This window comes from Chryseobacterium sp. RU33C, from assembly GCF_900156015.1.
In the GTDB taxonomy this organism is placed as follows: Bacteria; Bacteroidota; Bacteroidia; order Flavobacteriales; family Weeksellaceae; genus Chryseobacterium; species Chryseobacterium candidae.
Window position 1 is genome coordinate 297,310 of sequence record NZ_FTMT01000002.1, and the last position, 25,523, is coordinate 322,832.

General features: G+C 36.1%; 26 protein-coding genes. 16 read left to right on the plus strand and 10 right to left on the minus strand.

From position 1 onward, the window contains the following. Window positions 1–122 precede the first annotated feature (122 nt). Window positions 123–1,037, minus strand: coding sequence for a pseudouridine synthase (locus tag BW946_RS03155; RefSeq protein WP_076594839.1), 915 nt, complete (start codon window positions 1,035–1,037; stop codon window positions 123–125). Between the two features lie 368 nt (window positions 1,038–1,405). On the opposite strand from BW946_RS03155, the gene aroB reads away from it, so the two are divergent. The 7 genes from aroB to BW946_RS03185 all read left to right on the plus strand — a co-directional run bounded on the left by aroB (window position 1,406) and on the right by BW946_RS03185 (window position 7,202). Beyond that, entirely contained in the window at window positions 1,406–2,452 is a 1,047-nt protein-coding gene (gene aroB / locus BW946_RS03160; protein WP_076594779.1) for a 3-dehydroquinate synthase, read from the plus strand. A gap of 275 nt (window positions 2,453–2,727) precedes the next feature. Beyond that, window positions 2,728–3,363: a porin family protein gene (locus BW946_RS03165; protein ID WP_076594780.1), complete on the plus strand. Its 636-nt coding sequence runs from the start codon at window positions 2,728–2,730 to the stop codon at window positions 3,361–3,363. Window positions 3,364–3,593: 230 nt separating this feature from the next. Beyond that, window positions 3,594–4,214 carry a porin family protein gene (locus BW946_RS03170; RefSeq protein WP_076594781.1) on the plus strand — a complete coding sequence of 207 codons (621 nt, stop codon included), beginning with the start codon at window positions 3,594–3,596 and terminating at the stop codon, window positions 4,212–4,214. A gap of 207 nt (window positions 4,215–4,421) precedes the next feature. Continuing rightward, complete coding sequence (locus BW946_RS03175) at window positions 4,422–5,009, plus strand: porin family protein (protein ID WP_076594782.1); 588 nt, start codon at window positions 4,422–4,424, stop codon at window positions 5,007–5,009. Between the two features lie 318 nt (window positions 5,010–5,327). Further along, a complete protein-coding gene (locus BW946_RS21145; RefSeq protein ID WP_136522428.1) occupies window positions 5,328–5,651 on the plus strand; it encodes a hypothetical protein in 324 nt (107 codons plus the stop codon). Continuing rightward, a complete protein-coding gene (locus BW946_RS03180) occupies window positions 5,626–6,003 on the plus strand; it encodes a porin family protein (RefSeq protein ID WP_076594783.1) in 378 nt (125 codons plus the stop codon). The genes BW946_RS21145 and BW946_RS03180 overlap by 26 nt, the downstream gene beginning before the upstream one ends. Window positions 6,004–6,494: 491 nt before the next feature. Beyond that, window positions 6,495–7,202 (plus strand): porin family protein, encoded by a 708-nt coding sequence (locus tag BW946_RS03185; protein WP_076594784.1) that lies wholly within the window; start codon window positions 6,495–6,497, stop codon window positions 7,200–7,202. A gap of 92 nt (window positions 7,203–7,294) precedes the next feature. On the opposite strand, the gene BW946_RS03190 is transcribed toward BW946_RS03185, so the two are convergent. The 7 genes from BW946_RS03190 to BW946_RS03220 form a co-directional block, all read right to left on the minus strand. Beyond that, window positions 7,295–8,242: a glycerophosphodiester phosphodiesterase family protein gene (locus BW946_RS03190; protein WP_076594785.1), complete on the minus strand. Its 948-nt coding sequence runs from the start codon at window positions 8,240–8,242 to the stop codon at window positions 7,295–7,297. Between the two features lie 136 nt (window positions 8,243–8,378). Next, complete coding sequence (gene purF, locus BW946_RS03195; protein WP_076594786.1) at window positions 8,379–9,878, minus strand: amidophosphoribosyltransferase; 1,500 nt, start codon at window positions 9,876–9,878, stop codon at window positions 8,379–8,381. Between the two features lie 66 nt (window positions 9,879–9,944). Beyond that, window positions 9,945–10,304, minus strand: a complete 360-nt coding sequence (locus tag BW946_RS03200) for a four helix bundle protein (RefSeq protein ID WP_076594787.1) — start codon at window positions 10,302–10,304, stop codon at window positions 9,945–9,947. Between the two features lie 35 nt (window positions 10,305–10,339). Beyond that, entirely contained in the window at window positions 10,340–11,062 is a 723-nt protein-coding gene (gene purC, locus BW946_RS03205; RefSeq protein ID WP_034698289.1) for a phosphoribosylaminoimidazolesuccinocarboxamide synthase, read from the minus strand. Window positions 11,063–11,098: 36 nt separating this feature from the next. Beyond that, window positions 11,099–11,794 (minus strand): DUF3307 domain-containing protein, encoded by a 696-nt coding sequence (locus tag BW946_RS03210; protein WP_076594788.1) that lies wholly within the window; start codon window positions 11,792–11,794, stop codon window positions 11,099–11,101. 2 nt (window positions 11,795–11,796) lie between these two features. Beyond that, window positions 11,797–12,402, minus strand: a complete 606-nt coding sequence (locus BW946_RS03215) for a SatD family protein (protein WP_076594789.1) — start codon at window positions 12,400–12,402, stop codon at window positions 11,797–11,799. A gap of 457 nt (window positions 12,403–12,859) precedes the next feature. Continuing rightward, complete coding sequence (locus BW946_RS03220) at window positions 12,860–14,773, minus strand: endonuclease (RefSeq protein ID WP_076594790.1); 1,914 nt, start codon at window positions 14,771–14,773, stop codon at window positions 12,860–12,862. Between the two features lie 191 nt (window positions 14,774–14,964). Between BW946_RS03220 and BW946_RS03225 the strand changes: the two genes are divergently transcribed. From BW946_RS03225 to BW946_RS03265, 9 genes are all read left to right on the plus strand, one after another. Then, the gene (locus BW946_RS03225; protein ID WP_076594840.1) at window positions 14,965–16,104 is read left to right on the plus strand and encodes an acyl-CoA dehydrogenase family protein; all 1,140 of its coding nucleotides are present in this window, start codon (window positions 14,965–14,967) and stop codon (window positions 16,102–16,104) included. 21 nt (window positions 16,105–16,125) lie between these two features. Beyond that, the gene (locus BW946_RS03230; RefSeq protein WP_076594791.1) at window positions 16,126–16,623 is read left to right on the plus strand and encodes a DinB family protein; all 498 of its coding nucleotides are present in this window, start codon (window positions 16,126–16,128) and stop codon (window positions 16,621–16,623) included. 337 nt (window positions 16,624–16,960) lie between these two features. Beyond that, window positions 16,961–19,891, plus strand: coding sequence for a reprolysin-like metallopeptidase (locus BW946_RS03235; RefSeq protein ID WP_076594792.1), 2,931 nt, complete (start codon window positions 16,961–16,963; stop codon window positions 19,889–19,891). Between the two features lie 487 nt (window positions 19,892–20,378). Beyond that, a complete protein-coding gene (locus tag BW946_RS03240) occupies window positions 20,379–21,092 on the plus strand; it encodes a glycohydrolase toxin TNT-related protein (protein ID WP_076594793.1) in 714 nt (237 codons plus the stop codon). Window positions 21,093–21,102: 10 nt separating this feature from the next. After that, window positions 21,103–21,513 (plus strand): hypothetical protein, encoded by a 411-nt coding sequence (locus BW946_RS03245; protein WP_076594794.1) that lies wholly within the window; start codon window positions 21,103–21,105, stop codon window positions 21,511–21,513. A 268-nt stretch (window positions 21,514–21,781) separates the two neighbouring features. Continuing rightward, window positions 21,782–22,249 carry a pyrophosphohydrolase domain-containing protein gene (locus tag BW946_RS03250; RefSeq protein WP_076594795.1) on the plus strand — a complete coding sequence of 156 codons (468 nt, stop codon included), beginning with the start codon at window positions 21,782–21,784 and terminating at the stop codon, window positions 22,247–22,249. Between the two features lie 3 nt (window positions 22,250–22,252). Further along, window positions 22,253–22,816 carry a TlpA family protein disulfide reductase gene (locus BW946_RS03255; protein ID WP_076594796.1) on the plus strand — a complete coding sequence of 188 codons (564 nt, stop codon included), beginning with the start codon at window positions 22,253–22,255 and terminating at the stop codon, window positions 22,814–22,816. A gap of 3 nt (window positions 22,817–22,819) precedes the next feature. Further along, a complete protein-coding gene (locus tag BW946_RS03260; protein WP_076594797.1) occupies window positions 22,820–23,425 on the plus strand; it encodes a DUF4230 domain-containing protein in 606 nt (201 codons plus the stop codon). Window positions 23,426–23,497: 72 nt separating this feature from the next. Beyond that, window positions 23,498–23,683 (plus strand): hypothetical protein, encoded by a 186-nt coding sequence (locus tag BW946_RS03265; protein ID WP_076594798.1) that lies wholly within the window; start codon window positions 23,498–23,500, stop codon window positions 23,681–23,683. Window positions 23,684–23,780: 97 nt separating this feature from the next. Here BW946_RS03265 and leuB read toward each other — a convergent pair whose 3' ends face one another. Together leuB and leuD are read right to left on the minus strand one after the other, a co-directional pair. After that, window positions 23,781–24,905, minus strand: a complete 1,125-nt coding sequence (leuB, locus tag BW946_RS03270) for a 3-isopropylmalate dehydrogenase (RefSeq protein WP_076594799.1) — start codon at window positions 24,903–24,905, stop codon at window positions 23,781–23,783. Continuing rightward, on the minus strand, window positions 24,886–25,494 hold the full coding sequence (gene leuD, locus BW946_RS03275; protein WP_076594800.1) for a 3-isopropylmalate dehydratase small subunit: 609 nt from the start codon (window positions 25,492–25,494) through the stop codon (window positions 24,886–24,888). The genes leuB and leuD overlap by 20 nt, the downstream gene beginning before the upstream one ends. Window positions 25,495–25,523: the final 29 nt, after the last annotated feature.

Here is a 25,523-nt window from a genome sequence, read left to right on the forward strand (position 1 = left end):
TGTCCAGAAAATAATTCTGTGCTTTTTTATTCTTTATCCTGAAGATACTTTTTGAAAGAATGAAGTAAGCTGGAAATGTGAATCTGTCATTCATCATTGATAACGCTTAATTCATCATTATTCTAAAGCATTTTAAGGTTGTTTACTTCCAGTTCTGTAAGGATTCTCCAGTGTCCTCTCTTGATATTCTTCTTCGTTAATCCTGCAAACATCACTCTGTCTAAAGATTCTACTTCGTATCCTAATCTTTGGAAAATTCTTCTGATAACACGGTTCCATCCGATGTGAATCTCAATTCCGACTTCATTCTTAGGCTTTCCTTCAATATATGAAATCTGATCAACCACAGCTACTCCTTCATCAAGACGGATACCTTCAGCAATAAGGCGTAAATCTTCACCGGTAAGCTTTTTATCCAATGTAACATGATAAATCTTCTTAGCATCAAAAGATGGATGCGTCAGCTTTTTAGTCATGTGACCATCATTGGTTAATAAGATCACTCCTGTTGTGGAACGATCCAGTCTTCCAACCGGGAAAAGCCTGTACGGAGAAGCATTCGCCACAAGATCCATTACGGTTTTTCTTGCTTTATCATCTTTTGTTGTAGAAATATAACCTTTTGGCTTATTCAAAAGTACATATACAGGTTTTTCAGGAGTAATACTTTGTCCGTCAAAAACTACTCTGTCTGTTTTCTGTACCTGATATCCCATTTCAGTTACCACCTTTCCGTTTACTTCTACCAATCCCTGAGTAATCAAATCATCAGCCTCTCTTCTGCTGCAGATTCCGGAATTAGCAATATACTTGTTAAGACGGATGCTGTCTTTATGAACGTCTTTTTCAATTTTGTTCAGCCTTCTTTTCTGTACAAAAGATCTTGTTTTGTCATCATTTCTGTCATCACCGCTGGAATGTCTTCTTCCGTATTTCAGGCTGCCTCTTTCGTACTTATCTCTTGTATCGAAGTTTTTCCCTCCTCTCTTAGGTTTTCCAAAAGATTTCTTCTCATAGCTCTCACTTTTGTTTGTGATATAAGGTTTTCTTTCAGATTTTGATCCTGAATCATCGTTGGAATTCTCGAAACTGTCTGTATTTCTTTTGAAAGGTTTCTTTTCAAATCTTGAATTGGATCCTTTATGTTCCGGGCCTTTTTTTCCTCCATCTTTAGAGAAAGGCTTGTTAAAAGGTTTTGATCCTGAAGAATTTCCAGATCTGGAAGCACGAGAATCATCAGAACTTTTCTTGGTTGAAATTCTTGGTCTCTTTGGTCTGTCTGAATTATTATTATCTCTGCTCATTCTAAAAATTTCTGCAAAGATAGTAATTTAGTTACGAGTTAAAAATTAAGAATCATAACTTTGCACTATAGTTTACATTTTAACTTTATATAAAATAGAAGATGATAACAATATTAAACGATAATTTCTCTCAGCTCAACGAGTTTCTTCACGAAAAAACTTTCAGTAAAATTTTCATTCTTGTAGATGAAAACACTCATGAATACTGCCTTCCTGTTCTTTTAGGAAATATGGAAACGGATCTTGCATTTGAAATTTTAGAGATTGAGGCTGGAGAGGAAATGAAAAATATTCAGACAGCCAATCAGCTTTGGGAAATTCTTACAGAAATGCAGGCAGACAGAAAAGCACTGGTTATTAACCTTGGCGGCGGTGTGATTACGGATATGGGAGGATTTGTTGCATCTACTTATAAAAGAGGAATACAGTTTGTCAATATCCCTACTACCCTTTTATCAATGTGTGATGCTTCCATAGGCGGAAAAACCGGGATCGATCTGATGCACTATAAAAATATGGTGGGAACTTTTGCTTTCCCTGAGCAAATCTTTATCTTTCCAAAATTCTTAGAAACACTGCCTTTTAAAGAATTAAGAAGTGGTTTTGCAGAAATGCTGAAACATGGGTTAATTGCTGATAAAAATCATTGGGATAAGCTGATTCAGATCCGCAAACTGGAAGTGGAAACAGTGTTTCCTCATATTCAGGCTTCTATGAATATTAAACAGAATGTTGTAGATCAGGATTTCCATGAGCAGAACATCAGAAAAACACTTAATTTCGGGCATACAATAGGACATGCGGTAGAAAGTTTATGTCTTCAGCAGGAAAATCCAATCCTTCACGGTGAAGCTGTGGCTATGGGAATGATTGCTGAAGCTCATCTTGCTTATCTTGAAAACCTTATTTCTGAAGAAGATTCAAAAATAATCATTGAAAACATTCAGAGATACTATCCTTACCTTGATATCAGTGATTTTAAAGATGAAGACATTACGGCTTTATTACTCAATGATAAAAAGAATACAGACCGTAAAATCAATTTTTCCCTGCTTTCAGGAATAGGTTCATGCCAATATGATCATCAGTGCAGCCAGGAAAACATTCTTGAAGCTATTTCTTTTTATAGAAAATTGAATGATGCTTAATAATTTTCACACAACAGTTTCATTTCTTAATACAACTTTTGACAAAATTGTCAATTTAGACAACATCTAAACAAATGTTTATTTAAAAATACAATAAATTGATAATCAATTACATAAAACAAAAACCACTTCAACACTAAGTGGTTTTTTTATTGATTTTAATCATAAAAAATATTTTTGGCAAGCAATTTGAAAGATACTCTGCGTTCAACTGAAAATGCTGAATAGTAGTAAAATTTAAAATTAAGAAAGAGTAAAATTAAAAAATTAAAGTTATGAAAAAGTTAATTTTAGGATTAGCGTTAACTGCAGGAACATTCGCATTCGCTCAACAGACAGGAAATACATCTTCTAATCCGGTAACATTCGGGGTAAAAGGAGGAATGAACGTTTCTTCACTTTCAAAAGACAGTGGTCTTGATGATCAGAAATCTAAAATTGGATTTAACGCAGGTGTGTTTGCCAACATTCCGTTAGCGGCTTCATTCAGCGTTCAGCCGGAGGTTCAGTATTCGCAATATGGTAATAAATCAGATTATACTTTTGCAGGAACAAAATATTCAGCTTCTACCAAACTAGATTATATTACGGTACCGGTAATGTTCCAGTATAACCTGATCCCTGATTTGTATGTTGAGGCAGGACCAGAATTCGGTTTCATGGTAAGTGCTAAAAACAAGTTCAAAAATGAATCTAATGGACAATCAAATACCACTGATAACTACAAAGACAACTTAAATACATTCAACTTTGGTATTGGTCTTGGTGCAGGATATTATTTCACTCCGAACCTTGGACTTACAGCGAGATATGTAGCAGGTTTAACAGATATCGCAAAAAACAGACCTAGTGGTTCTGATGCAGTGAGAAACAACCTATTTCAGGTAGGATTAGCTTATAAATTCAAATAAGCTGCACATTCACTAACAAATTTTATATTCAATAGAAAAGATCAGATTAATTTTTAATCTGGTCTTTTTTTATGTTAAAATAATAATGAGTAGATAAAGCACTGTAAATACATCCCAAATAGATGATTTATACATTCGTTAAAAACATATAAAGTCTTTATACAAGGTAATTGACGGCATATTGTTTGTTGCTTTCCGAGCGTTAAACAACATAAAAAATAAACTAATCTATGAAAAAGATTTTCCTAAGCCTCACACTTATCGCAGGCACTTTTGCATTTGCTCAAAGCACTTCAACTTCTACTGATGCTTCTACTCCATTAACATCTTCTTCAAAAATCAAATTTGGTTTGAAAGCAGGCCTTAATGTTTCCAATCTTTCTAATATGGATATGAATTCAAAAGCTGGATTCTATGGTGGTGCTTTTGTAAACATTCCTGTTTCTAAAGATTTCTCTGTTCAACCGGAAGTATTATATAGTGCTGCGGGAGCAAAGGAGAAAGGCGGCAGTAATGCAAAACTTAATTTAGAATATCTTTCTGTACCTGTAATGTTCCAATATAAAGCACTTCCAAATCTATATGTGGAAGCAGGACCACAATTTAACTTTTTAATTGATGCCAGATTAAAGAAAAGTGCTTCTACCGGTGCTTTAAAAAATGCAACACAATCATTTGATTTTGGAATCGGATTGGGAGCTGGCTACTATTTTACCAAAAACATTGGGATAAATCTGAGATATAATGCAGGTCTGTCTGATATTGTAAAAACAAAATATCAATATGGATATGACAGAGAAGGATCTGTAAAAAATGGGGTATTCCAGGTAGGAGTAAACTACAAATTCTAAGGCTTTATATAGCTTTTCTCAGTAATTTTTTATAATTAAAGTGGAGTCGGATTAAAATTAATCCGGCTTTTTTAATACAATAGAAAAAATTATTCTTCAAGAAAACACGGTAAATAGTAAATTAAGAGTATATTTTAACTTTGGCACGCAGTTTGATTCCTAATGAAATGTTAAATAAAACTTAAAAACTATTAAAATATAAAACTTATGAAAAAGATTTTTTTAGGTCTTGCGTTAGTAGCAGGTACTTTCGCTTTCTCTCAGAAGACTTCTACTGCTTCATCTTCTCCAGTTAGATTTGGTGTAAAAGCAGGTCTTAATATCTCTACTATTTCTGATAATGACTTCAACTCTAAAGCTGGATTTTACGGAGGAGTATTTGCTAATATTCCAGTGGCTAAGGACTTCTCTTTCCAACCAGAAGTAATGTATAGCGGAATGGGCGCAAAGTTTAAAGCAGACAGCGATGCTAAAGCAAACCTAGATTATATCTCTGTTCCTTTAATGCTTCAGTACAATGCTCTGCCTAATCTATACCTGGAAGCTGGTCCACAGTTCAGTTTTCTTGTGAATTCAAAATTAAAATATAAATCAAGCTCTACAGATGCCAAAGATGTTTTCAAATCATTTGACTTCGGAATTGGTCTTGGAGCTGGATACTATTTCACCCAAAACATTGGAGTTACGGCAAGATATGTTGCAGGTTTAACAGATGTAGCGAAAAACAGACCAGACCTATCTGAAGACAAAGCTAAAAATGGTGTATTCCAATTTGGTTTAGCTTATAAATTCTAATAAATCAATTTAGCTTTTAAAGCAAACCACTAATCAATACAAGCCGGATTTAATATAATTCGGCTTTTTTATTGGTCTTAATATTTTTGGCAAGAAATTTGCCTGTAAATTAACTGATTGTACTCTATCCCGGAAATTCCCAATTTATGGTTCATGTTTTCATAATGAGTATACTTTGATCCAGTTGATATTCAACTGAATATCAAAATCAAATCTAACTATTACCATTAAACTTTAACGTGAATTATGCCAGCCAGAATGGCAATTAGAGTATACAACAGAATACTGAAGATATTTTGTTTATCAATAAGATACATTTTGATTTCAATAGAAAAAGTCAGGTTAATTAGTTTAAGCCTGACTTTTTCGCTTATTATTTTATCAATTTCTCATTTTATAGCAGGTATTTTGTTGCCGGGAAGGAAATTAAACTTCAATCATGATTTTTTTGCAGTACTAGCAATTATGGTTGGCCTCTCTGCCAATGCACAGGAAAAACAACAGGCAAAATCTTCTCCTGTCTCTTTTGGTGTCAAAACAGGCTTTAATGGTTCTACACTTACCAGAGGAGATGGTTATGAGTATGATAATAATGAAAGTGGGTTTTCACGCCTGAGTGTTTGCGAATATTCCTGTTTCTGATAAATTCAGCATCCAGCCGGAACTAATTTTCAGCCAGCAGGGATCAAAAGCAGATTACAATTACAGAACAAGTTCAGGAAAATACAGAATAACACAACACTATGATTACAGTACGACATTAAATTACCTATCTCTTCCTGTAATGGCTCAATATAATATTCTTCCTAAGCTTTATGTACAAGCAGGACCTGAATTAGGATATCTGCCGGGAGGAAGAACAAAAGGAGATTTAACAACTATTGAGACTACCCGAAATTCAGTTACAGTTGATCGTACGGAACATATTTCAAAGAATATTTCAACAGGGCTTTTTAACCGTTTTAATATGGGATTAGGCATTGGTGCCGGATAATATTTTACTGAAAACTTTGGCGTAACGGCAAGATTTACGGCTGGTCTTAGTGAAGTTTACAGATACAACGACGGTGATAAAGTACGAAATAATGCAATTCAGGCTGGAGTTGCAAATCGATTTAAATAGAGATATTTATTATTTTCAAAACGGATGCCGGGCTTTAAGAGTCCGGTATTTTTATTTCTATTCTTAAAAAGAACCCGGAACTTCTATTAATTCGTGAAAAATCCAATTCCAGTTCATTTTTTTTATTATTTGAATTATCAATAATAAAGTGCAATGAGCATTCAACTATTTTCACAAAACATTCATTATACAAAATATTTATTCATCAAAAAGGGATAAATGGCTTAAAATAAACTTTTCAAAAAACACCTGAAAATCCCTTTAAACAGGCACTCTTCGACTTTGGCAAGCAATTTGCAAAATAATTCGGGTCTGATTGAGAGATATCCGACACACAAATAGTAAAATTAAAAAATAAAATTATGAAGAAGTTATTTTTAGGATTAGCATTAACTGCTGGTACACTAGCTTTCGCTCAGGAAACAGAAACTAAAACAGTTAATGCATCACCACTAAAAAAAGATGTACAACCCGTTAGATTCGGAATTAAGGCTGGAGGAAACTCAGCATATTTCAGCCAGCAAAAGTTTGGAATCAACACTCAGCAACTAGGTTTCCATGCCGGTGCATTTGTTAATATTCCACTTTCAAAACAATTCAGCTTACAGCCTGAGGTATTATACAACCAAATGGGGGCAAAAGATGTAATCTCATCTACAGAAACTGACAATGGAGTTACGAATGTAAAAACCAAAGTACAGGGCAGAGTAAAAATGGATTATATTTCTGTTCCTTTAATGGTTCAGATGAGACCTACTGACAAGTTCTATATTGAGGCAGGACCTGAATTCAGTTATTTCATCAACGGAAAAACTAAAGGAGAAACAAGTGTAGCAAGTACTACAGGAGGTGTTACTACAACCACTACAAGTTCTAATACTCAAGATATCGACAAAGATCAGATCAATAAATTCAATTTCGGATTGGGTCTTGGTTTAGGATATGATATCACATCCAACATCGGTATCAGTGCAAGATATGTAAATAGCTTGACAAAAATTGATAAAAGCAGACCAGCAGCTGAAAACAACAACAGAGTATTTCAGTTAGGCCTGAACTATAAATTCTAATTTAGAACCAGTTTTTTAACCGAAGTGCATTAACCCTGCACGCATAAAATAGCCGGAAGATTTTCTTCCGGCTATTTATATTGCAATAAGTTTTATTCGAATATTCCCGGATCATCGCTGATGATACCGTCTATTCCCATCTCTTTTAATTCCTTTAATCTTTCTTTTGTATTCACGGTCCATGGGATTACTTTCATGCCCAATGAATGGCATTCCTGTACTAATTGAGGGGTCACAAGACTATGTTCAGGACTGTAAATAGTAGGAGTAAAGCTCAGGAACTTCATATCTCCGGCTACTCCATTCAGGTGATGGGGATACAGGTTGAACTTTTCTACCGGAATATTTCTAAAATAAGCCTGCTGCTGAGCCAGCTTTTTATCATCTACCTTTTCCACGAGTAAAGCAGTCATTATTTTAGGATATTCTTTATGAAGGATTTCCAGCGTTCTCGGGTCAAAAGACTGGATGATCACTCTGTCCTGTATCTTTTTTTCTACAATAATCTTCATCATCAGATCCACAAATTCTTTTGGTTCCGGATGAAGAATGTTATCAGAAAAAGGACGTGTCTTTGTTTCTACATTGTAAAAAGGCAGTGGTCTTTTCAATTCACGGGCATAGGTTTCGCAAGTGTCTATTACATCTGAAAAAAGAGGTTTCTGAGCTTTCATTTTCTTTTGATCAGGATAGTTATTCAATTTTTTCAATCCCACATCAAAGGTTTTGATCTTTGCGTAAGGCATTTCATAAATTTTGTAATAAAAACCTGAATCTTTGGGAATGTAAGCTCCATCCGGCTTTGTAACCAGTTCCGGTGAGAGAAAAGCGTCATGAGAAAGAATGACTTTCTTGTCCTTCGTTATGGCCAGATCCATTTCCAGGGTTGTCACATTCATTTTCAGAGCATTTTTCATAGCCGGGATTGTATTTTCAGGGTAAAGGGATTTCCCTCCTCGGTGTGCCTGATTATCGAAAGTCTGTGAAGAATAAAGGTGGGCAAATACCAGAAAAATACCCGTAAAAAGTGCGTGTTTCATATCCTGAAGTTTTAATCTGACAAAATTAAAGCTCCATTGTATCCTAAATAATACAGGAATATTAATCTTTTGCTACATTTATAAAGTAAAAGAACCAGGCTGTACACCCGGTTCTTTTAGTATTTTAATAAAGAGATTAGTTGAATAAATCCACCTCTTCTCCTTTTCCTACAGGATATTCCTCTGTAAAGCACCCGAAGCAGTGGTTGGCTGATCCTAAAATGTCTTTCAGATTGTCTATGCTTAAAAACTCTAAGGAATCTACTCCCAGATAATTCTTAAGTTCTTCCGTAGTCATATTCGCTGAGATAAGATCATCTTTAGACGGAGTATCAATTCCCAGATAACATGGAGCAATAATTGGAGGAGAAACACTTCTGAAGTGGATCTCTTTTACACCTGCATCTTTTAAAATTTTAACCAGTCTTTTCGATGTTGTTCCACGAACGATAGAGTCATCAATAATGACTACTCTCTTATCTTTCATCTCAGAAATGATCGGGTTCAGCTTAAGGTTTACTACCCTTTCTCTCATTTCCTGTGTAGGAACGATGAAACTTCTTCCGATATATCTGTTTTTGATCAAAACAGGACGGAAAGGTATTCCTGAAGCCTTTGAGAAACCAATAGCAGCCGGAACTCCGGAATCCGGAACTCCAATCACCAGATCAGCTTCTACAGGAGCCTGTTCCCAGATTTTCTCTCCGGATTTTTCTCTGATCTCGTATACATTGATGTTTTCTAAAGTAGAGTCAGGTCTTGCGAAATAAATATATTCGAAAGAACAGATTCTCTGCTTACCTTTCGCTTCATCCATCATATAAGAATGAAGCTTTCCAGGTTCGTTTTCATTGGTATAAATGATCTCGCCCGGAAGAATATCACGTACATACTGAGCGCCTACAGCATCTAAAGCTACAGATTCTGAAGCCACTACATAGGATTTTTCATCAATAGCTCCCAACACTAACGGACGGATACCATTGAAGTCTCTGAATGCAAAGAATTTATTCCTGGTCATCCCAACTACGGAATAAGCACCTTCAATCTTTTCCATGGTTGCTTTGATCGCTCCACGAAGACCTAAATCAAGGTTTTTCTGGATCAGTCTCAGGATGACTTCAGAATCGGAAGTCGCTCTGAAAACTACGCCTTCTGCTTCTAATTCTGCTTTTAATTCTTTGGCATTGGTAAGGTTACCGTTGTGTGCTATGGAAAGTATAATCTGGTCATATTCGTTTTTCGCGAAAAATGGCTGGAAGTTATATTTCTTTTTATCTCCTGCAGTGGTATAACGGGTATGGCCAATTGCAGAATTTCCCATAAAAGTTTCAGGTTCCTGAATTTCTTTATAAACATCCAAAACCAGTCCTTCGTCTTTCATGTTTGTGATTCTTCCATCCTTTAAAACGGAAATACCACAAGCTTCCTGACCTCTGTGCTGTAATGCAAAAAGACCAAACTGTGAAAGGGAGAAAGTATCCAGATCATTATCCGAATACATTCCGAAGATCCCACACTCTTCATTAGGAGCATCCAGTCTTTCCTCTTCCTGAGTTCTGAAAAGATTCCTTCCGTAAGTCTTGGTTTCAAACTGTTTTAAATATTCACTTTTATGAATGTCTAAACTTTTCATTTCTATTTTTTCTAATGATTAGAAGTTAGATATTAGATGTTAGAAATTAGTCTAAGTTAACTTCAATTATAATTTTAAACTTGCTTTTAATGAATAAATCATTTTTTGAATTTCAGCTAAAAGTTCCTTTAAAGGAGCTATTTTCATTTCAGATATAAAATTTAAATCAATCAGTAACTGAAGTTGAGTTTGCAGCTCGTAAGTAGAACCAAACGCAATTCCAAGGAACTGATAAAATTCATTTTTATTATTTCTTCCGGCTCCCTCTGCAATATTAGATGGTATTGAAACTACACATCTTCTGATTTGAGATTGTAGTCCGAATTTTTCCTCCATGGGTAATTCAGCAGAAATCAAATAAACTTCTTTCACCAAAGCCATTGATTTTGTCCAAACCTTCAAATCTTCTATCCGGTGTGATTTCATACTAATTTCTAATATCTAACTTCTAATTTCTGAAATTATTTTGCAAGTAAGTTCTTCAATCGGTTGTAGATTTCAACATAAGCCTCAGTAACTTCTCCCAAGTCTCTTCTGAATCTGTCTTTGTCTAATTTCTTCATGGTATCTTTATCCCAAAGTCTGCAGGTATCAGGAGAGATTTCGTCTGCTAAGATGATTTCACCGTCTGAAGTTTTACCTAATTCGATTTTGAAATCTACCAGAATGATATTGATTTTGTCGAACAGGTCGATAAGGATGTCATTGATATCTGAAGATAGCTCATACATCTCGTCAAGCTCTTCATAAGTAGCTGCTCCTAAGAAAACGGCATGGTGGTCATTGATAAGCGGATCTCCCAACTCATCTTTTTTATAGCAGATATCGAAGATCGTTACCGGAGATTTAATTCCTTCTTCCACTCCTAATCTTTGTGCCATACTTCCTGCAGAGTAGTTTCTTACTACCATTTCCAGAGGAATGATAGAAACCTTTCTTACCAGCTGCTCTCTTTCGTCTAATTTTTGGATGAAATGAGTTTTGATCCCTTTTTCATTTAAATATTCAAAAATAAGAGTTGTGATCGCGTTGTTCATTTCCCCTTTAAGATCTACCTGACCTCTTTTTTGAGCATTAAATGCTGTAGCATCGTCTTTGAAACGTACTACTACTTCATCAGGATTATCGGTTGCAAATACTTGTTTTGCTTTCCCCTCGTACAACATTTCTTTCTTTTGACTCATAATTTTACTTTCTAAATTGTAGTTAGATTTATTGATTTATTTTATTATTATTCCTGTTAAGACAGCCAGTCCGAAGCTCAGCAGCGTACCAATTAATACATATTCTGTAAGCTTTCTCTGTTTTGCCTGTGCAAGGTCGCTGAATCTGAAAACAGATTTGGCAGCCACCATGAAACCTACGCCTTCCCAGTGATTCACCATGATAAAAGTGAAAACCAGCAGACGTTCTAAAATTCCGATATATTTTCCGGCACTTGATAAAGATTCGGTTTGAATAGTATTGGGACCATCCGGAGCGGGTGTCCAGGATGACAATAAGATTTTGATAAAAATAGAAGCAGGTGTTGTAAGAAACAATGCAGCCATGATTATCTTTAAAAATTCCTGATTCTGTAAAAAATCAAAGCTGAATTCCCGGAAATAAAAAGAAACTCCTGTAATCACCAGAACATGCAGCAGCTGATCAATGAAAAACCATCTTTTCTTAGTCTTTACATTCTGGAAAGTAAGCTTCGCTGCATCAATAATAAAGTGAGTGATTCCCACCAATACAGCAACCCACCAAAGCTGAAGATCCCATAGAAAAACAAGACTTAAAATAATGTGAATCAGAACATGAATGTATAAAAACCTGCTTTTCAGTTTAGAGTTCTCCTTATCTGCAACCCATGAATTTGGCTGAAGTATAAAATCTCCGAGTAGATGTGCCAATATGAGTTTGATAAAGATCATACCTATAATTCTGAAATTTTCTTTCTGAAATACTGATTGGTTTCCACGATGAGCTCATAGTTGGCTCGTTTCAGCCTCTGGCTTACAGAAGACTGTGAAATAGCAAATCTTTTGGCAAGATCTTCCTGAGTAATATCCTGATTCATGATCATTTCATGAATGATCTCCGCTGTAGCCATGGTCCAGTTATCAAAATCCTTGGACGACCATTTCAACAGGATATTAAGATCCCTGTCTACAGGATCACTGGATGTTTTAATAGCAACAGTATGACCGTCATTTTTAAGATCATTAAGCAATCTCCCGGAATTCACGTAAGCTGTACCGTTGGATTCAGTGATTTTCTCAGAAGAGAAACTTTCCTCACCAATACCTATAGCCATTCTTACATCCAGATTTTCGACACTTTTAATAAGAGATTTTATGGCTAGAAAACGCCAGAAAACGTCATCAATATTGCACTTGAACTGAAACTCATCCCCTCTGTAGATTTCCCATGTGTGAGGAGCGCTTCCCCATTTTTCGAGAAGATGTTTAAGCCTGGTAATCCAAACTTCAGTGTCTGCATGCTGTGAATTTATAATATCACCGGTAATAACCGCTATCATACTGCAAATATAAGCATAATTACTTATATATAAAAAATATAAGCAGAAACACTTATAGATATTCATTATTAGCGAATCAGCTTATATCAATGATGCAGTAAATATAATGGTTTTAAGGATTTATATTCCATTGTTAAATCAGAAAAAAATCAAAATACGGATTAAAATTTTATGATCAGACTAAGTTTAACTCCCCATTTTTACATTATTTTGAAGAGAGAAGCTATTCCTGCTATCCGCTCATACTCCTCGCGCCCTCCTTTCCTCGAAGCTTGCTGTGGGGTAACCGCTTCTATCAGGGCTAGAATAATTATTGAGCGTAAAGTGAAACAATATCTTGAATCATTTCTACATCATATAAAAATAAACCTAACAGGTTTTTAAAACCTGTTAGGTTTAGCTCGTTAAATCTTCGTAAAAATAACCTTGACTAAAGCCTGTCAAGGTCAAGGTAAGATTATTTTTTAATAAACTGATGCGCTTTTTCATCAAGCTTCAGGAAATAGATCCCAGTAGGAATTCCCTGTACGGAAATACTTTTCTTATTTCTGAAAGGATATTTTTCAGTGTAGATCACTTTTCCGGAAAGATCTATGATCTGGGCTGTTTTTACTTTCTCTGTTTCTCCGTTTACATAAAGATGATCATCAACCGGATTCGGGTATATTATAAATTCTTTATTGTCAGCGATCAGCTCTGTGGCAGATAATGTTCCCCCCAGATTCTGGCAGTAGTTGGACGGGTAAGAATCCCACTCTCCTATACTGAATGTATTGGTTGGCTGGTTGATGGTACTCTTTCTGTATAAAGATACATTTCCGTTATTATTGGTTGTGAATTTTGTCCCAATAGCATCTACCGTCACGGTTTTGTTATAAGCAAGTTCTACGTAGTTCCCTCCGGCATACATCATAGGATCAGAAGCTGTAGCAAACTTTGCCTGCCCGGTTGTATAACATGACAAAGTACCTTTTGGATTCAAAATAACAAATGTTTCATTATTTCCTACTTTACCTTCCAGCTCATAGGTATCTCCACTATAATAAGCTCCAGAACTGCTATTTCTGAACTGAATATTGATTCTGTAATTATTTAAATTCACCTCATGCCCTGTTTTATTGACAATTTCCAGAGCATTATTCTTTATAAATTCCGTATTCGTTCCGGATATATATTTTGTAATCATAAGATCCGGAGCGTAAGAATCCGAAGCAGTCGTTGAAGCTGTCAATGTATTGCTGAACGGGGATTCCAGATAGGCTTTATCAAAAGCTTTCACTGTAAAGGTATAAGTAGTTGAAGGACTCAGATGATCTATACTGACCGAAGTCCCTTTTGTAACCGCAACAGGTGTCGTTGATCCGTTCACATAAACCCTGTACCCTAAAACATCACTATCAGGAGAGGCTGTCCAGCTCAGATTCACAAAATAAGCATTCTGCTGGGTTGAAACCAGTGATCCCGGAGCTGCAGGAGCAATATTGTCGGGGGTTTCGGACCAGATCATATCAATCCATTCAGGATGGTCAATAAATGGATTTCTGTTTTTTTGTATGGCATAAACGGCGTTGTTCCGGTCAGTTTCTCTTTGTGAAACCGGGTCTGCTGTATTCCATTGTTTCAGCATAGCAATATAAGCCAGATCAACCGCTCTTTCTTCTGTTCCGTCTAACGGACACTGATCTGTAGCAGAAGTAAGATTAGCGGAAGTAGTATAAGCTGTATTGAATGAGCCTAATTTTCCTTCATACCGTACAGCAAAATATAATAATGACCTCGCGATATCACCTTTAAATTCATTAATAGGTTCATACACTCTTCCGGTATAAGGATAATTGGGAATAGCTGCATTCGATACCCTCGACGTGTTGGAAAAAATATAATGATTCGTATTATTTCCTATCCCATAAGGATAATTACTTCTCCGCTGATTGATAAAGCCATCAACAGGAATAATAAAATTCAGATCCGAATACATAGGATAATCGCTGATGGATGAGCTTGTACTGAATGTACTTTGCGGCATCATATGCTCCCGGTTATACCCTTGACCTTCCGCACCTACACCTGCTGCCATCTGATCTACAGTGTACTCATAGGAATCAGGTCCAGAAGGGATTTCAGAATAAATATCCAGCAAATATTGAGTATTGGAAACATCATGATCATAATATATATCCAGATCAGTCTGCCCATATAACATTTTAAGGTCGTCATAATGCCAGTTGATCATTCTTTCCGAAATAATATCGTGGAGTTTTGATTTCAGTGCATATCCCGTCAGCCCGATGGTTCCGTCATAATATCCGGCAGGAGCCTGCGCGCAAATATATGAGGAAATTAAAATGATAGGAAGTAGAATTTTTTTCATACCTTAAAAATTGGGAAACTAAATTAGTGAAATAAAAAACGCAAATGACTGAATATTTTATTAAGAAAGTATTAATTATCTAAATATAAAATTTTGATAATTAAAGGGATTGCCCTTTACATAGTATGAATGAAATAATTTATTTTAGCATTCCATCAATTTGGTTATCTTTGGGAATTAACTATTATTATATGAATACAGAGACTCTTGACAACATCAAAATGATAGCGGAAACAGCTAGAGAATTCGCAGAAAAGAACATCAGACCCAATATTATGGAATGGGATGAAAGCCAAACATTTCCAAAAGACTTATTCCACCAATTAGGTGAAATGGGTTTTATGGGAATTGTAATTCCTGAACAATATGGAGGTTCTGGCCTAGGTTATCATGAGTATGTTACTATTCTGGACGAAATTTCTCAGGTTGACCCTTCTATTGGTCTTTCTGTAGCTGCACACAACTCACTTTGCACCAACCATATTTATGAATTTGGAAATGAAGAACAGAGACACAAATGGCTTCCTCAGTTAGCTTCCGGAAAAGTAATCGGAGCTTGGGGGCTTACTGAACACAATACAGGTTCAGATTCAGGAGGTATGTCTACTACCGCTGTAAAAGATGGTGATGAGTGGATCATCAACGGAGCTAAAAACTTTATCACCCACGCTATTTCAGGAGATATTGCCGTGGTAATGACAAGAACAGGAGAAATAGGAGCTAAAAATAACTCTACAGCTTTTGTTTTGGAAAAAGGAATGCCTGGTTTTACTTCCGGAAAAAAAGAAAATAAATTAGGAATGCGTGCTTCCGAAACAGCAGAATTAATTTTTGATAACGTACGTGTACCGGATTCTCACCGTTTAGGCGAAGTAGGTGAAGGATTCAAGCAGGCTATGAAAGTTCTGGATGGCGGTAGAATCTCTATTGCTGCATTAAGTTTAGGTACTGCAAGAGGAGCTTACAAAGCAGCTTTAAAATACGCAAAAGAAAGACATCAGTTCGGGAAACCTATTGCAGATTTCCAGGCGATCAACTTTATGTTAGCAGATATGGCAACAGAAATTGATGCTGCTGAACTTCTTATTCAAAGAGCATCTACTCTTAAGAACGCAAAACAAAAAATGACAAAAGAAGGAGCTATGGCAAAACTATATGCTTCTGAAGCTTGCGTTAGAATTTCAAACAATGCGGTTCAGATCTTCGGAGGATACGGATATACAAAAGACTTCCCTGCTGAAAAATTCTATAGAGACTCTAAGCTTTGTACTATAGGTGAAGGGACTTCTGAGATCCAGAGACTGGTAATCGGAAGAGATATCACAAAATAACATTTTAAAATCCCAATACAAATGATTAAACAGGCACTTTTAGGTGAATTTCTGCATGAAGCTGAAAACACCAGAAAAATTTTACAGGCAATTCCCGACAGCGCACTGGATTGGAAACCGTCCGAAAAAAACTGGACCACAGGCCAGCTTGCGTCTCATATTGCTGAAGTATACAATTGGTATGAATCCACTTTCAATAAGGATATTTTTGATATGGGTACGTACAGGTATGACAAAGGAGACATTTCCAAATCGGAAAATATCCTTGCAAAATTTGAAGAAAATGTTGCCAACGCACAGAAAGTTCTTGAAAACTCTGATGAAAGCACTTATTTCAATGAGTGGAAAATGGAAATGGACGGAAATGTACTTTTCCCTCCTATGCCAAAAGTTCAGGTGATAAGAGCTTTTCTTTACAATCATTTGTACCATCACAGAGGTGAGCTGGTTGTTTATTTAAGATCAACCGGAAATAAAGTTCCCGGACTTTATGGCCCTACTGCTGATGATAATATGTAAGTAAGAATTATATTAATATACTAAGCTGTTTCTAAATGAAACAGCTTTTTTTGTGGACCAATACAGTAAACTTGATTTATCATCGTTATTTATATAGTATTAAATAATTCACAGATTATATTGTCTCAATTTAATAAATAACCAATATTTTATTTTTTTCAAATCAAAATACATTTCATCAATTTCAATTTTCTTTTATTAATGAGCTTTTTCAATTATATAAAATGCATCACATAATATATTACACGAAAAGTCCAAATGTTTCTTAAAAAAATTCGTTTTTCGTAATATATTTTTTATTACATTTGATATTCCACAATCAAATTTAATATTTAATATGAAAAAACAATTAACGCTGATTGGAATGCTCCTTATTTCGGGTATTTCTTTCGCACAGACTGACCGTCTTTGGTCTGAAGGTTCAAAAAAAACTTCATCAGAGATTTTTGAAAACAAAACCAGCATCAGCAATCCTAAGGTATACAACCTGGATATCAACGGATTGAAAAACATCCTGGCAAAAGCTCCCAAAAGACTGGCTGCAGGCGAAAAATCAGAACTCATTATCTCTTTTCCGAATTCTGAAGGCAGAATGGAAAATTTTAAAGTGAGGGAGAATTCCAATTTTGCTCCTGAGCTGGCAGCAAAATATCCGGATATCAAATCCTATGTAGGACAAGGTCTGGATGATCCTAATTCCACAGTCTATTTCAGTGTTTCCCCACTAGGGCTGTCTTCTATGGAAATTTATGGTGATAAATCAGCTGTTTTCATCGAACCTTACACCAAAGATCTTTCTTCTTATGTAGTATACAGAAAGTCTGACAAAAAAGATGATCTTAATAAGTTTGAATGTACCGTGGTGGATGCCGCACAGAAAGGAGTTTCCAATTCCACTCTTGCAGCAAGGCCTAATGCTGATGATGCCAAACTGAGAACATTCAGACTCGCACTGTCCTGCACAGGAGAATACACCACTTATTTCGGAGGAACAAAAGCTCAGGCTTTAGCTGCAATGAATACCACCATGACCCGTGTAAATGGTGTATTTGAAAAAGACTTCGCAGCAAGAATGGTTCTTATCGCCAACAATGATGCTGTCATCTACACCAATGCTTCTACAGACCCTTATTCTGCAGCTTCAGGAATGAGCAGCTGGAATTCTCAGCTGCAAAGCACTTTAACATCTGTAATTGGAGAGGCTAATTATGACATCGGTCACTTATTCGGAGCTTCAGGAGGTGGAGGAAATGCCGGCTGTATCGGCTGTATTTGTACAAATGGTTCAAAAGGAAGCGGATACACTTCTCCGGCAGATGCCATTCCTTCAGGAGACAATTTCGATATCGACTACGTGGCTCACGAAATGGGACATCAATTTGGTGGAAACCACACATTCTCTATGAACAATGAAGGAACAGGTGCCAATATGGAACCGGGCTCAGGATCAACAATTATGGGATATGCAGGAATTACCAGCCAGGATATTCAACCGCATTCCGATGCATTTTTCCATGCAATAAGTATCCAGCAGATCACCAATAATATTAAAGCTAAAACCTGCTCTGTTAATACCAACACCGGAAATACAATTCCTACAGCTAATGCAGGATTGGATTATACCATTCCAAAAGGAACTCCATTCGTACTGACAGGAACAGGAACGGATGCAGACGGAGATTCTTTAACCTATATCTGGGAACAAATGGACAATGCTTCTTCTTCCCAAACTGGAGCAAGTTCAGCCGCAAGCGCTACAAAAGCTTCAGGACCAAACTTCAGATCATGGACTCCAACCACTTCTCCGGCAAGATATTTCCCGAGAATGGCTTCAGTTCTGGCAGGAGCAACCACTACTGCAGGTTCTGAAATCACTGTAGAGGCGCTTTCTTCCGTTGCCAGAACATTAAACTTCAGATTTACCGTTCGCGATAACAAAGCAGGAGGCTCAGGAAATAATTCCGACGATGCTGTTATCACTGTTAACGGAACTGCAGGACCATTCAATATCACTTCACAGAATTCTGCAACAACCTACGCTGGAGGAAGTTCTCAAACAGTAACATGGAATGTGGCAGGGACTACAGCCAACGGAGTAAACACAGCCAATGTTGATATCCTTTGGTCAACAGACAATGGAAATACATGGACTACCCTATTGGCAGGAACTCCAAATGATGGTTCACAGGCAGTAACCATTCCTAATGCCAATACAACAACAGGAAGAATTATGGTAAAAGGATCAAACCATATTTTCTTTGATGTTAACAATGCTAACATCTCTGTAAATGCAGGTTCCGGAACTCCTGACACTGTTGCACCTACAGCTCCTACCCTTGCTGCCTCAGGAACTACTGCTACCACAACAAATCTTTCATGGTCAGGGGCTACAGATAACGTAGGAGTTACAGGATATGACGTTTACCAGGGAGCTTCACTAATTGGTTCTACAGCTTCTACTACGTATACTGTAACAGGACTTACTCCTGCTACTACATACTCTTTCTCTGTTAAAGCAAAAGATGCAGCAGGAAACGCTTCTGTTTCCAGCAACACCGTAAGTGTTACAACTCTTTCAGGCGGAACTGTTACTTACTGTTCTTCTTCAGCATCCAATACTGCGGATGAAAGAATTGGAAATGTAAAATTCGGTTCTATTAACAATACATCTACAGGAACTGCAGGTTACGAAAACTTCACTTCAGTTTCTACCAATGTTACCAGAGGAAACGCTTATACAATTTCAATTACTCCGGTGTGGACTTCTACAAAATATAGCGAAGCCTACGCAGTGTATATAGATTACAACGGAGATGGGGACTTCACAGACAGCGGCGAACTGGCATGGACAAAAGCAGGTTCTACAACCAGCCCGGTTACCGGATCTATCACCATTCCATCTACAGCTACGGTTGGGTCTACAAGAATGAGAGTAATGATGAAATACAGCTCAATCCCTACTTCTTCTTGTGAAGCCTTTACTTACGGACAGGTAGAAGACTATACTCTTAATATTGTTTCTTCAGGAAAAGGAGATCTTCAGAATACAAAAGATCTGATCACAGATGTGAAGCTTTACCCAAACCCTGTGAGAGATATACTTAATATTTCCAATACAACTTCAGAAGATTATAAGATCTTCGATATGGGTGGAAAACTAATTGGCTCAGGAAAGCTTCAAAGAGGTTCTGTAAACGTAAGCAATCTTATTAAAGGTGCTTATATGATTCAAATTGGAGAATCTTCTAAGAGATTTATTAAAAATTAGTAACTAATAAACTTTTTAAAATTAAACGATGTGAAAAACCGTTCTGCACAGAACGGTTTTTCTTTATTTAAAGTTTTATATAAAATTTTTAAAAACCTCTTTATTAATAAAATTAATTTCAAAATAATAATTTATTTTAGAGAAAATAACTAGTATTTAAGTTTTTTGATTTAAATTTATAGCATAAGAATATTTTATTGTACCGTTTGCCCAGATTGTATTTAAGGGAGCTCCAGATCGTTTTTTAACGTCTGATGCTGTTGCTTCTTTTGAGTTTATTTTGGCGTACATCGGTATTTCGATAATTTCCGGTCAAAAATCACATTATTAATCCAGATTCCAGTCCTTAAAACTCCTGCTACAGACCGGAAAAACATCAGCAATACTCATTTCAGTATTTTACTTAAGATGTTTATCGGGAAAAAGATGTTTCAAAAAGGTACCCTTCAAATACCCTTATAATTTTAAAACAATTTAAAATTTTTATATGAAACATTTATTTAAGTACCTCTTTTTTTTAGCTATTACTTCGTTCTCGGTTGCCTGTAATTCAGACAGAGATGATGAACCAGACACCAATCCTGATGTCGTCACTGTATTTTATAAAAATGCGGATGAACTGGCTGTAACTTATGACGCTAATAATTCGGTAAGTCAAGCAGTCAGAAATCAAGCTTATGACTTATACAAAAGGGGAAAATGGAGTGAATTGGAATCCCTTTTTAAGGCTAATAATTTAAATGGAGGCTGGCCGCCTGCCAACGGAGGTTACAATATCGTTGATGATGTTCCTTTGCAGGTTGGACAAAAGTTCGACAGATACAGCGGAGCTGTGGGCAGTTATAACGGAACCGGAGTTCCGACACTGGGAGGAAGTTTCACAAGTCCTATCATTAACGGATACACATATACCTTTACACAAAGAGCTTTAAATCAGCCTGAAGACAAGTACGATTTTTATTATGAAATTGATGTTTTGAATAATTCCATGCAGTTTAAAACACAGACAGCAGACATTATTCCTTGGTTCAGCCAGGCAGGAAAAGGAAAACAAACTATGTGGAAAATCCCAATTGATATCAATACAGGATACCAGAAAACATGGAATAAGCTGGCAGAAGAAGGTTATATTAAAATTACCATTAAAAAAAGTCCCAGCGGAAAATATCCTAACTTAGTAGGCACGGTTATCCAGCCATAAATTAACTCAGATGTACTCAATATCAGAAAAAATAAACATTACCGGAAAAGCTTATGTTGAAAAAAGTTCCTTTATCAATGACGAAGCGCTCCCATCAGCAGCAACAATTTTTATCTGCTCTCATTGCGGAAACAAAAATACAATTACAATAGCTCCTTACGAATCAGGATTTCCTGTTATGCAATTATATCATGAAGATAAGGTGTTACCTAAAAGTGAATTGCTAAAACATGGAATGGTCAGCGAAACCTCCCAAAGAATGTTTCATTTCGGCGAATTGACCGTTAATGATCTGCCAACATTATACTTTGGTACCCATTGCACTTCCTGTCAATCAAAATATATAGCCATATTCAGCTATGGGGAAAAGCAGCCCGGATTGATGATACTGACCATTTCCGGAGTGTGGAAATATGAGTAATTAAAAATATACCCAAAGATTCATCACAAAACCACAATTTTCAAGTTGTGGTTTTTGATTTCTATGGATTAAATTTTTCCCACAGACAAGGTAGATTTTCACAGATGTTTGGGTTTAAATAATTTTATTCTGAAAATGAAATGCTGCAATTTATTATCTGTGATACTGTAATCATTATATGCTCTCTTCCTCTTTATTCATAGATTTCTCCCTGTACATTTCACATTTTACAAATCCTTTTCTATCTTTGTGGGAAATAAAAAAATTCATGGATAAAATTGATAGTCTGAACCAAGTAGCAGAATTCCATACTACTTTCAAAGCCCCTATTTTAGATACCCCACAAATTCCTTCTCCTGAAAGATGCAGTCTGAGAGTAGAGCTTTTACAGGAAGAATTAAACGAACTGAAGCAAGCGATTGCAGATAATAATATCGTAGAAATTGCAGATGCATTATGTGATCTTCAGTATGTTTTGAGTGGTGCTGTACTGGAATTCGGACTTGGCAACAAATTTGTAGAACTATTCAACGAAGTTCAGCGCTCCAATATGTCGAAAGCATGTGATAATGAAGAGCAGGCAAAGGAAACCGTAGAATTTTACAAAGAAAAGGAAGTAGAATCTTTTTATGAAAAGTCCGGAGAAAAATTCAATGTTTACAGACAGGCAGATCATAAAGTATTAAAAAACAAATACTACTCTCCTGCTGATTTAAAATCAATTATCGAAAAATAAAATATGAAAAAATTTATTACCAATATTGTTACCTTTTCAAGCTTGTTTTTGGCTGCACAACAGGTTACTGCACAAAAAGTTGTGGTAAACCGTGAAGTTGAAACTCAGAATGACGGCAAAATGCTTTTAGGAAACCAGTTGAAAGAGCAGTTTTTGAAAGCTCCTTATGCAGATTGGTATGTGAAAGAACATGATGAGTATGTTCTTGACCAAAAAGCAGTCAGTGATTTAAAAAAAGAAAAAATCGGAACTTATGATATTATTGTTTTCATAGGAACCTGGTGTGAAGACAGCCACAGAGATTTTCCAAGACTGATGAAAATATTGGAAGCCGTGAGTTATCCGGACAGTAAATTGAATATTATTGCTGTTAACCGTAAGAAAGAGTCTCCTACCGGAGATGAAAGTCTTTACAATCTTCAGAAAGTTCCTACCATTATCCTGAAAAGATATGGAAAAGAAGTAGGCAGAATTATCGAAATGCCTACTACAGGATATATTGAAAGGGATTTGGTTCAAATTCTAAAAAAGAACGATTCGTCTGTTATCAAAGAAATTTTTAAATAGATTTTGAGAAATTATAGAACAATATTATCCTTTGCAGCGGGTGCCGGCGCGATGGTGCTGCTGTTTTTTGGTCTGAAATCCTGCCTGAATCTTGGAAGTAAAACTGAAAAATCAGATTATTATATTCTGACCAATCAAATTTCCAAGATGAATAAAATGGTGGTGATGGAACAGAATACATCCAGCATGCAGAAAACCAAAATGGGTTATGAGGTTTTTGGGAAAGAAGTTTCCAGCAACAGCATCATTACGTATACAAAGACTAATGCACAGGTTTCTTATGATCTCAACAAAATGAAGATCGAAGTAGACTCCATCAACAAAAAGCTTATTATTACTGAGCTTCCTGATGCTGAGATAAGAATAACTCCAAGCGTTGAGATCCAGTCTTTGGACGATTCTTTCTTTAACAGAATCTCGGAAAAAGATATTAAAAGTGTTACTCAAAAAGCTAAGGAAACAGCAGAAAAATCAATTGACCAGAATCAGCTGAGAACCGAAGGCCGCAAACAGCTGATGGAAAATCTGAATAATGTTTTTGTTCTGGCAAAGGCTTTAAATTATGAAATAGAAGACAAAACCGGAAAAATTGGTATTCTGGGACTTTAGAAGAAAATATTTCTGTTTGGCAAACCCTTTGAATGATATGATCCATATTGTTGACATTTAAAATTCAAAATCATGGATACAAAAGGAAAAAACCATAAAAAAGAATCTGCCAATACCGCAGAAACCCAAAAGCAAAATCAGGATTTCCAGAATATTCCTGCAGCATCAAAAAAGACCAATCCGCCTGATATTGATAAGGAAGATGTTCAGAAATCTTCAAAAAACCAATCAGGAAAAACGGATAATACAAAAAGATAAAAAAGCTCTTAGGGCTTTATTTATAATGAAAAACGAAAAGTTCCGCCTCGTATGAGGCGGAACTTCTCTTTCTAACTATCTAACTAAACATTTGTTTCTATACAATGGTGGATTTTCCGATCTTGATATTTTCAAAATTGTAATAGGACTTTTCGGAATATCTGATATGATCAGCAATAAAGCTACCCACTTCACTTGTGGAGTAATACTGCTTGGTATTAAGATCAATTGTTACATACTTATTCTCAATAGCATGTTCTACAGACTGTCTTAATTTATCTGCTGCATTCTGTAAGTTAAGATGATCCAGCATCATGGCAACGCTTAAAATAGATGCAACAGGATTGGCAATTCCTTTTCCTTTTGCCTGTGGATAAGACCCATGAATAGGCTCAAACAAAGCATTTTTCTCTCCTACTGAAGCAGAAGGCAATAATCCGATAGAACCACCTATTACACTTGCTTCATCAGAAATAATATCACCAAACATATTTTCCGTTACAATAACATCAAAATGCTTAGGATTAAGAATCAGCTGCATGGCTGCATTGTCTACAAACATATAATCAAGTTGTACATCAGGATATTCCGGTGCAATTTCCTGGCAGGTTTTTCTCCACAATCTTGAGGTATCCAGAACATTGGCTTTATCAATAAGGGTAAGCTTTTTCTTTCTTTTCTGAGCTTCCTGGAATGCCATGTGTGCAATCGGAATAATATCTTCGCGGCTATATTTGCAGACATCATAAGCGTAGTTACCTTCCGGATCTGTAAATTTTTCACCAAAATAGATCCCGCTCACCAGTTCTCTGAAAATCTGGATATCGGCACCCTCAATAATTTCTCTTTTGAGCGGACTCTTATCAATCAGAGACGCATAGGTTTTCAAGGGACGGATATTGGCAAACAATCCTAACTCCTTACGAAGTCTTAATAATCCCTGTTCAGGTCTTACTTTCGCTTCCGGATTATTATCAAAAACCGGATCGCCTATAGCTCCGAAAAGTACTGCATCAGACTCTTTACAGATTTTCAGTGTTTCTTCAGGCAAAGGATTTCCTGTTTTAAAAATAGCCTCTGCACCAATTAATCCATAATCAAAATGGAATTTATATTGAAAAACTTCAGCAATAACATCTAATATTTTAATGCTTTCACTGATGATTTCCGGGCCAATCCCATCTCCGGGAAGAACCGCGATTTTAAAATAATTGTCGCTCATTTGCTTTTTGTGTTTTTAATTCAAATTCTGTGATGGTCTGCTTTCTGCTGATTAAAAAATCAATATCATCGTAGCCGTTCAGCAGGCATATTTTTTTATAGGAATCAAGTTCAAAGGTTTCCGTGGTATCTTTAAAGCTGACAGACTGCAGCTCTACATCAATGGCAATTTCATTATCAGGATTTTCATTAATTCCTTCAAGGATTTCTTTTAAAAATTCTTCTGAAACTTTTACAGGAAGAAGTCCGTTATTCAGGGCATTTCCTTTAAAGATATCTGCAAAATAACTTGAAATAATTACTTTGAAACCATAATCCGTCAATGCCCACGCTGCGTGTTCACGACTGCTTCCACAACCGAAATTATTTCCCGCCACTAAAATTTCACCCTCGAATTTTGGATTGTTTAAAACAAATTCCGGATTAGGTTCTCCCGTATGGATATTGAACCTCCAGTCTCTGAACAGATTTTCTCCAAAACCTTTTCTGTCTATACTTTTCAGGAATCTTGCCGGAATAATCTGGTCTGTATCTATATTTTCTGCCGGCAATGGAACTGCGCGGGATTTTAAAACAACTAATTTTTGCATGTGTTCTACATTGTTAGACTTTAACCACA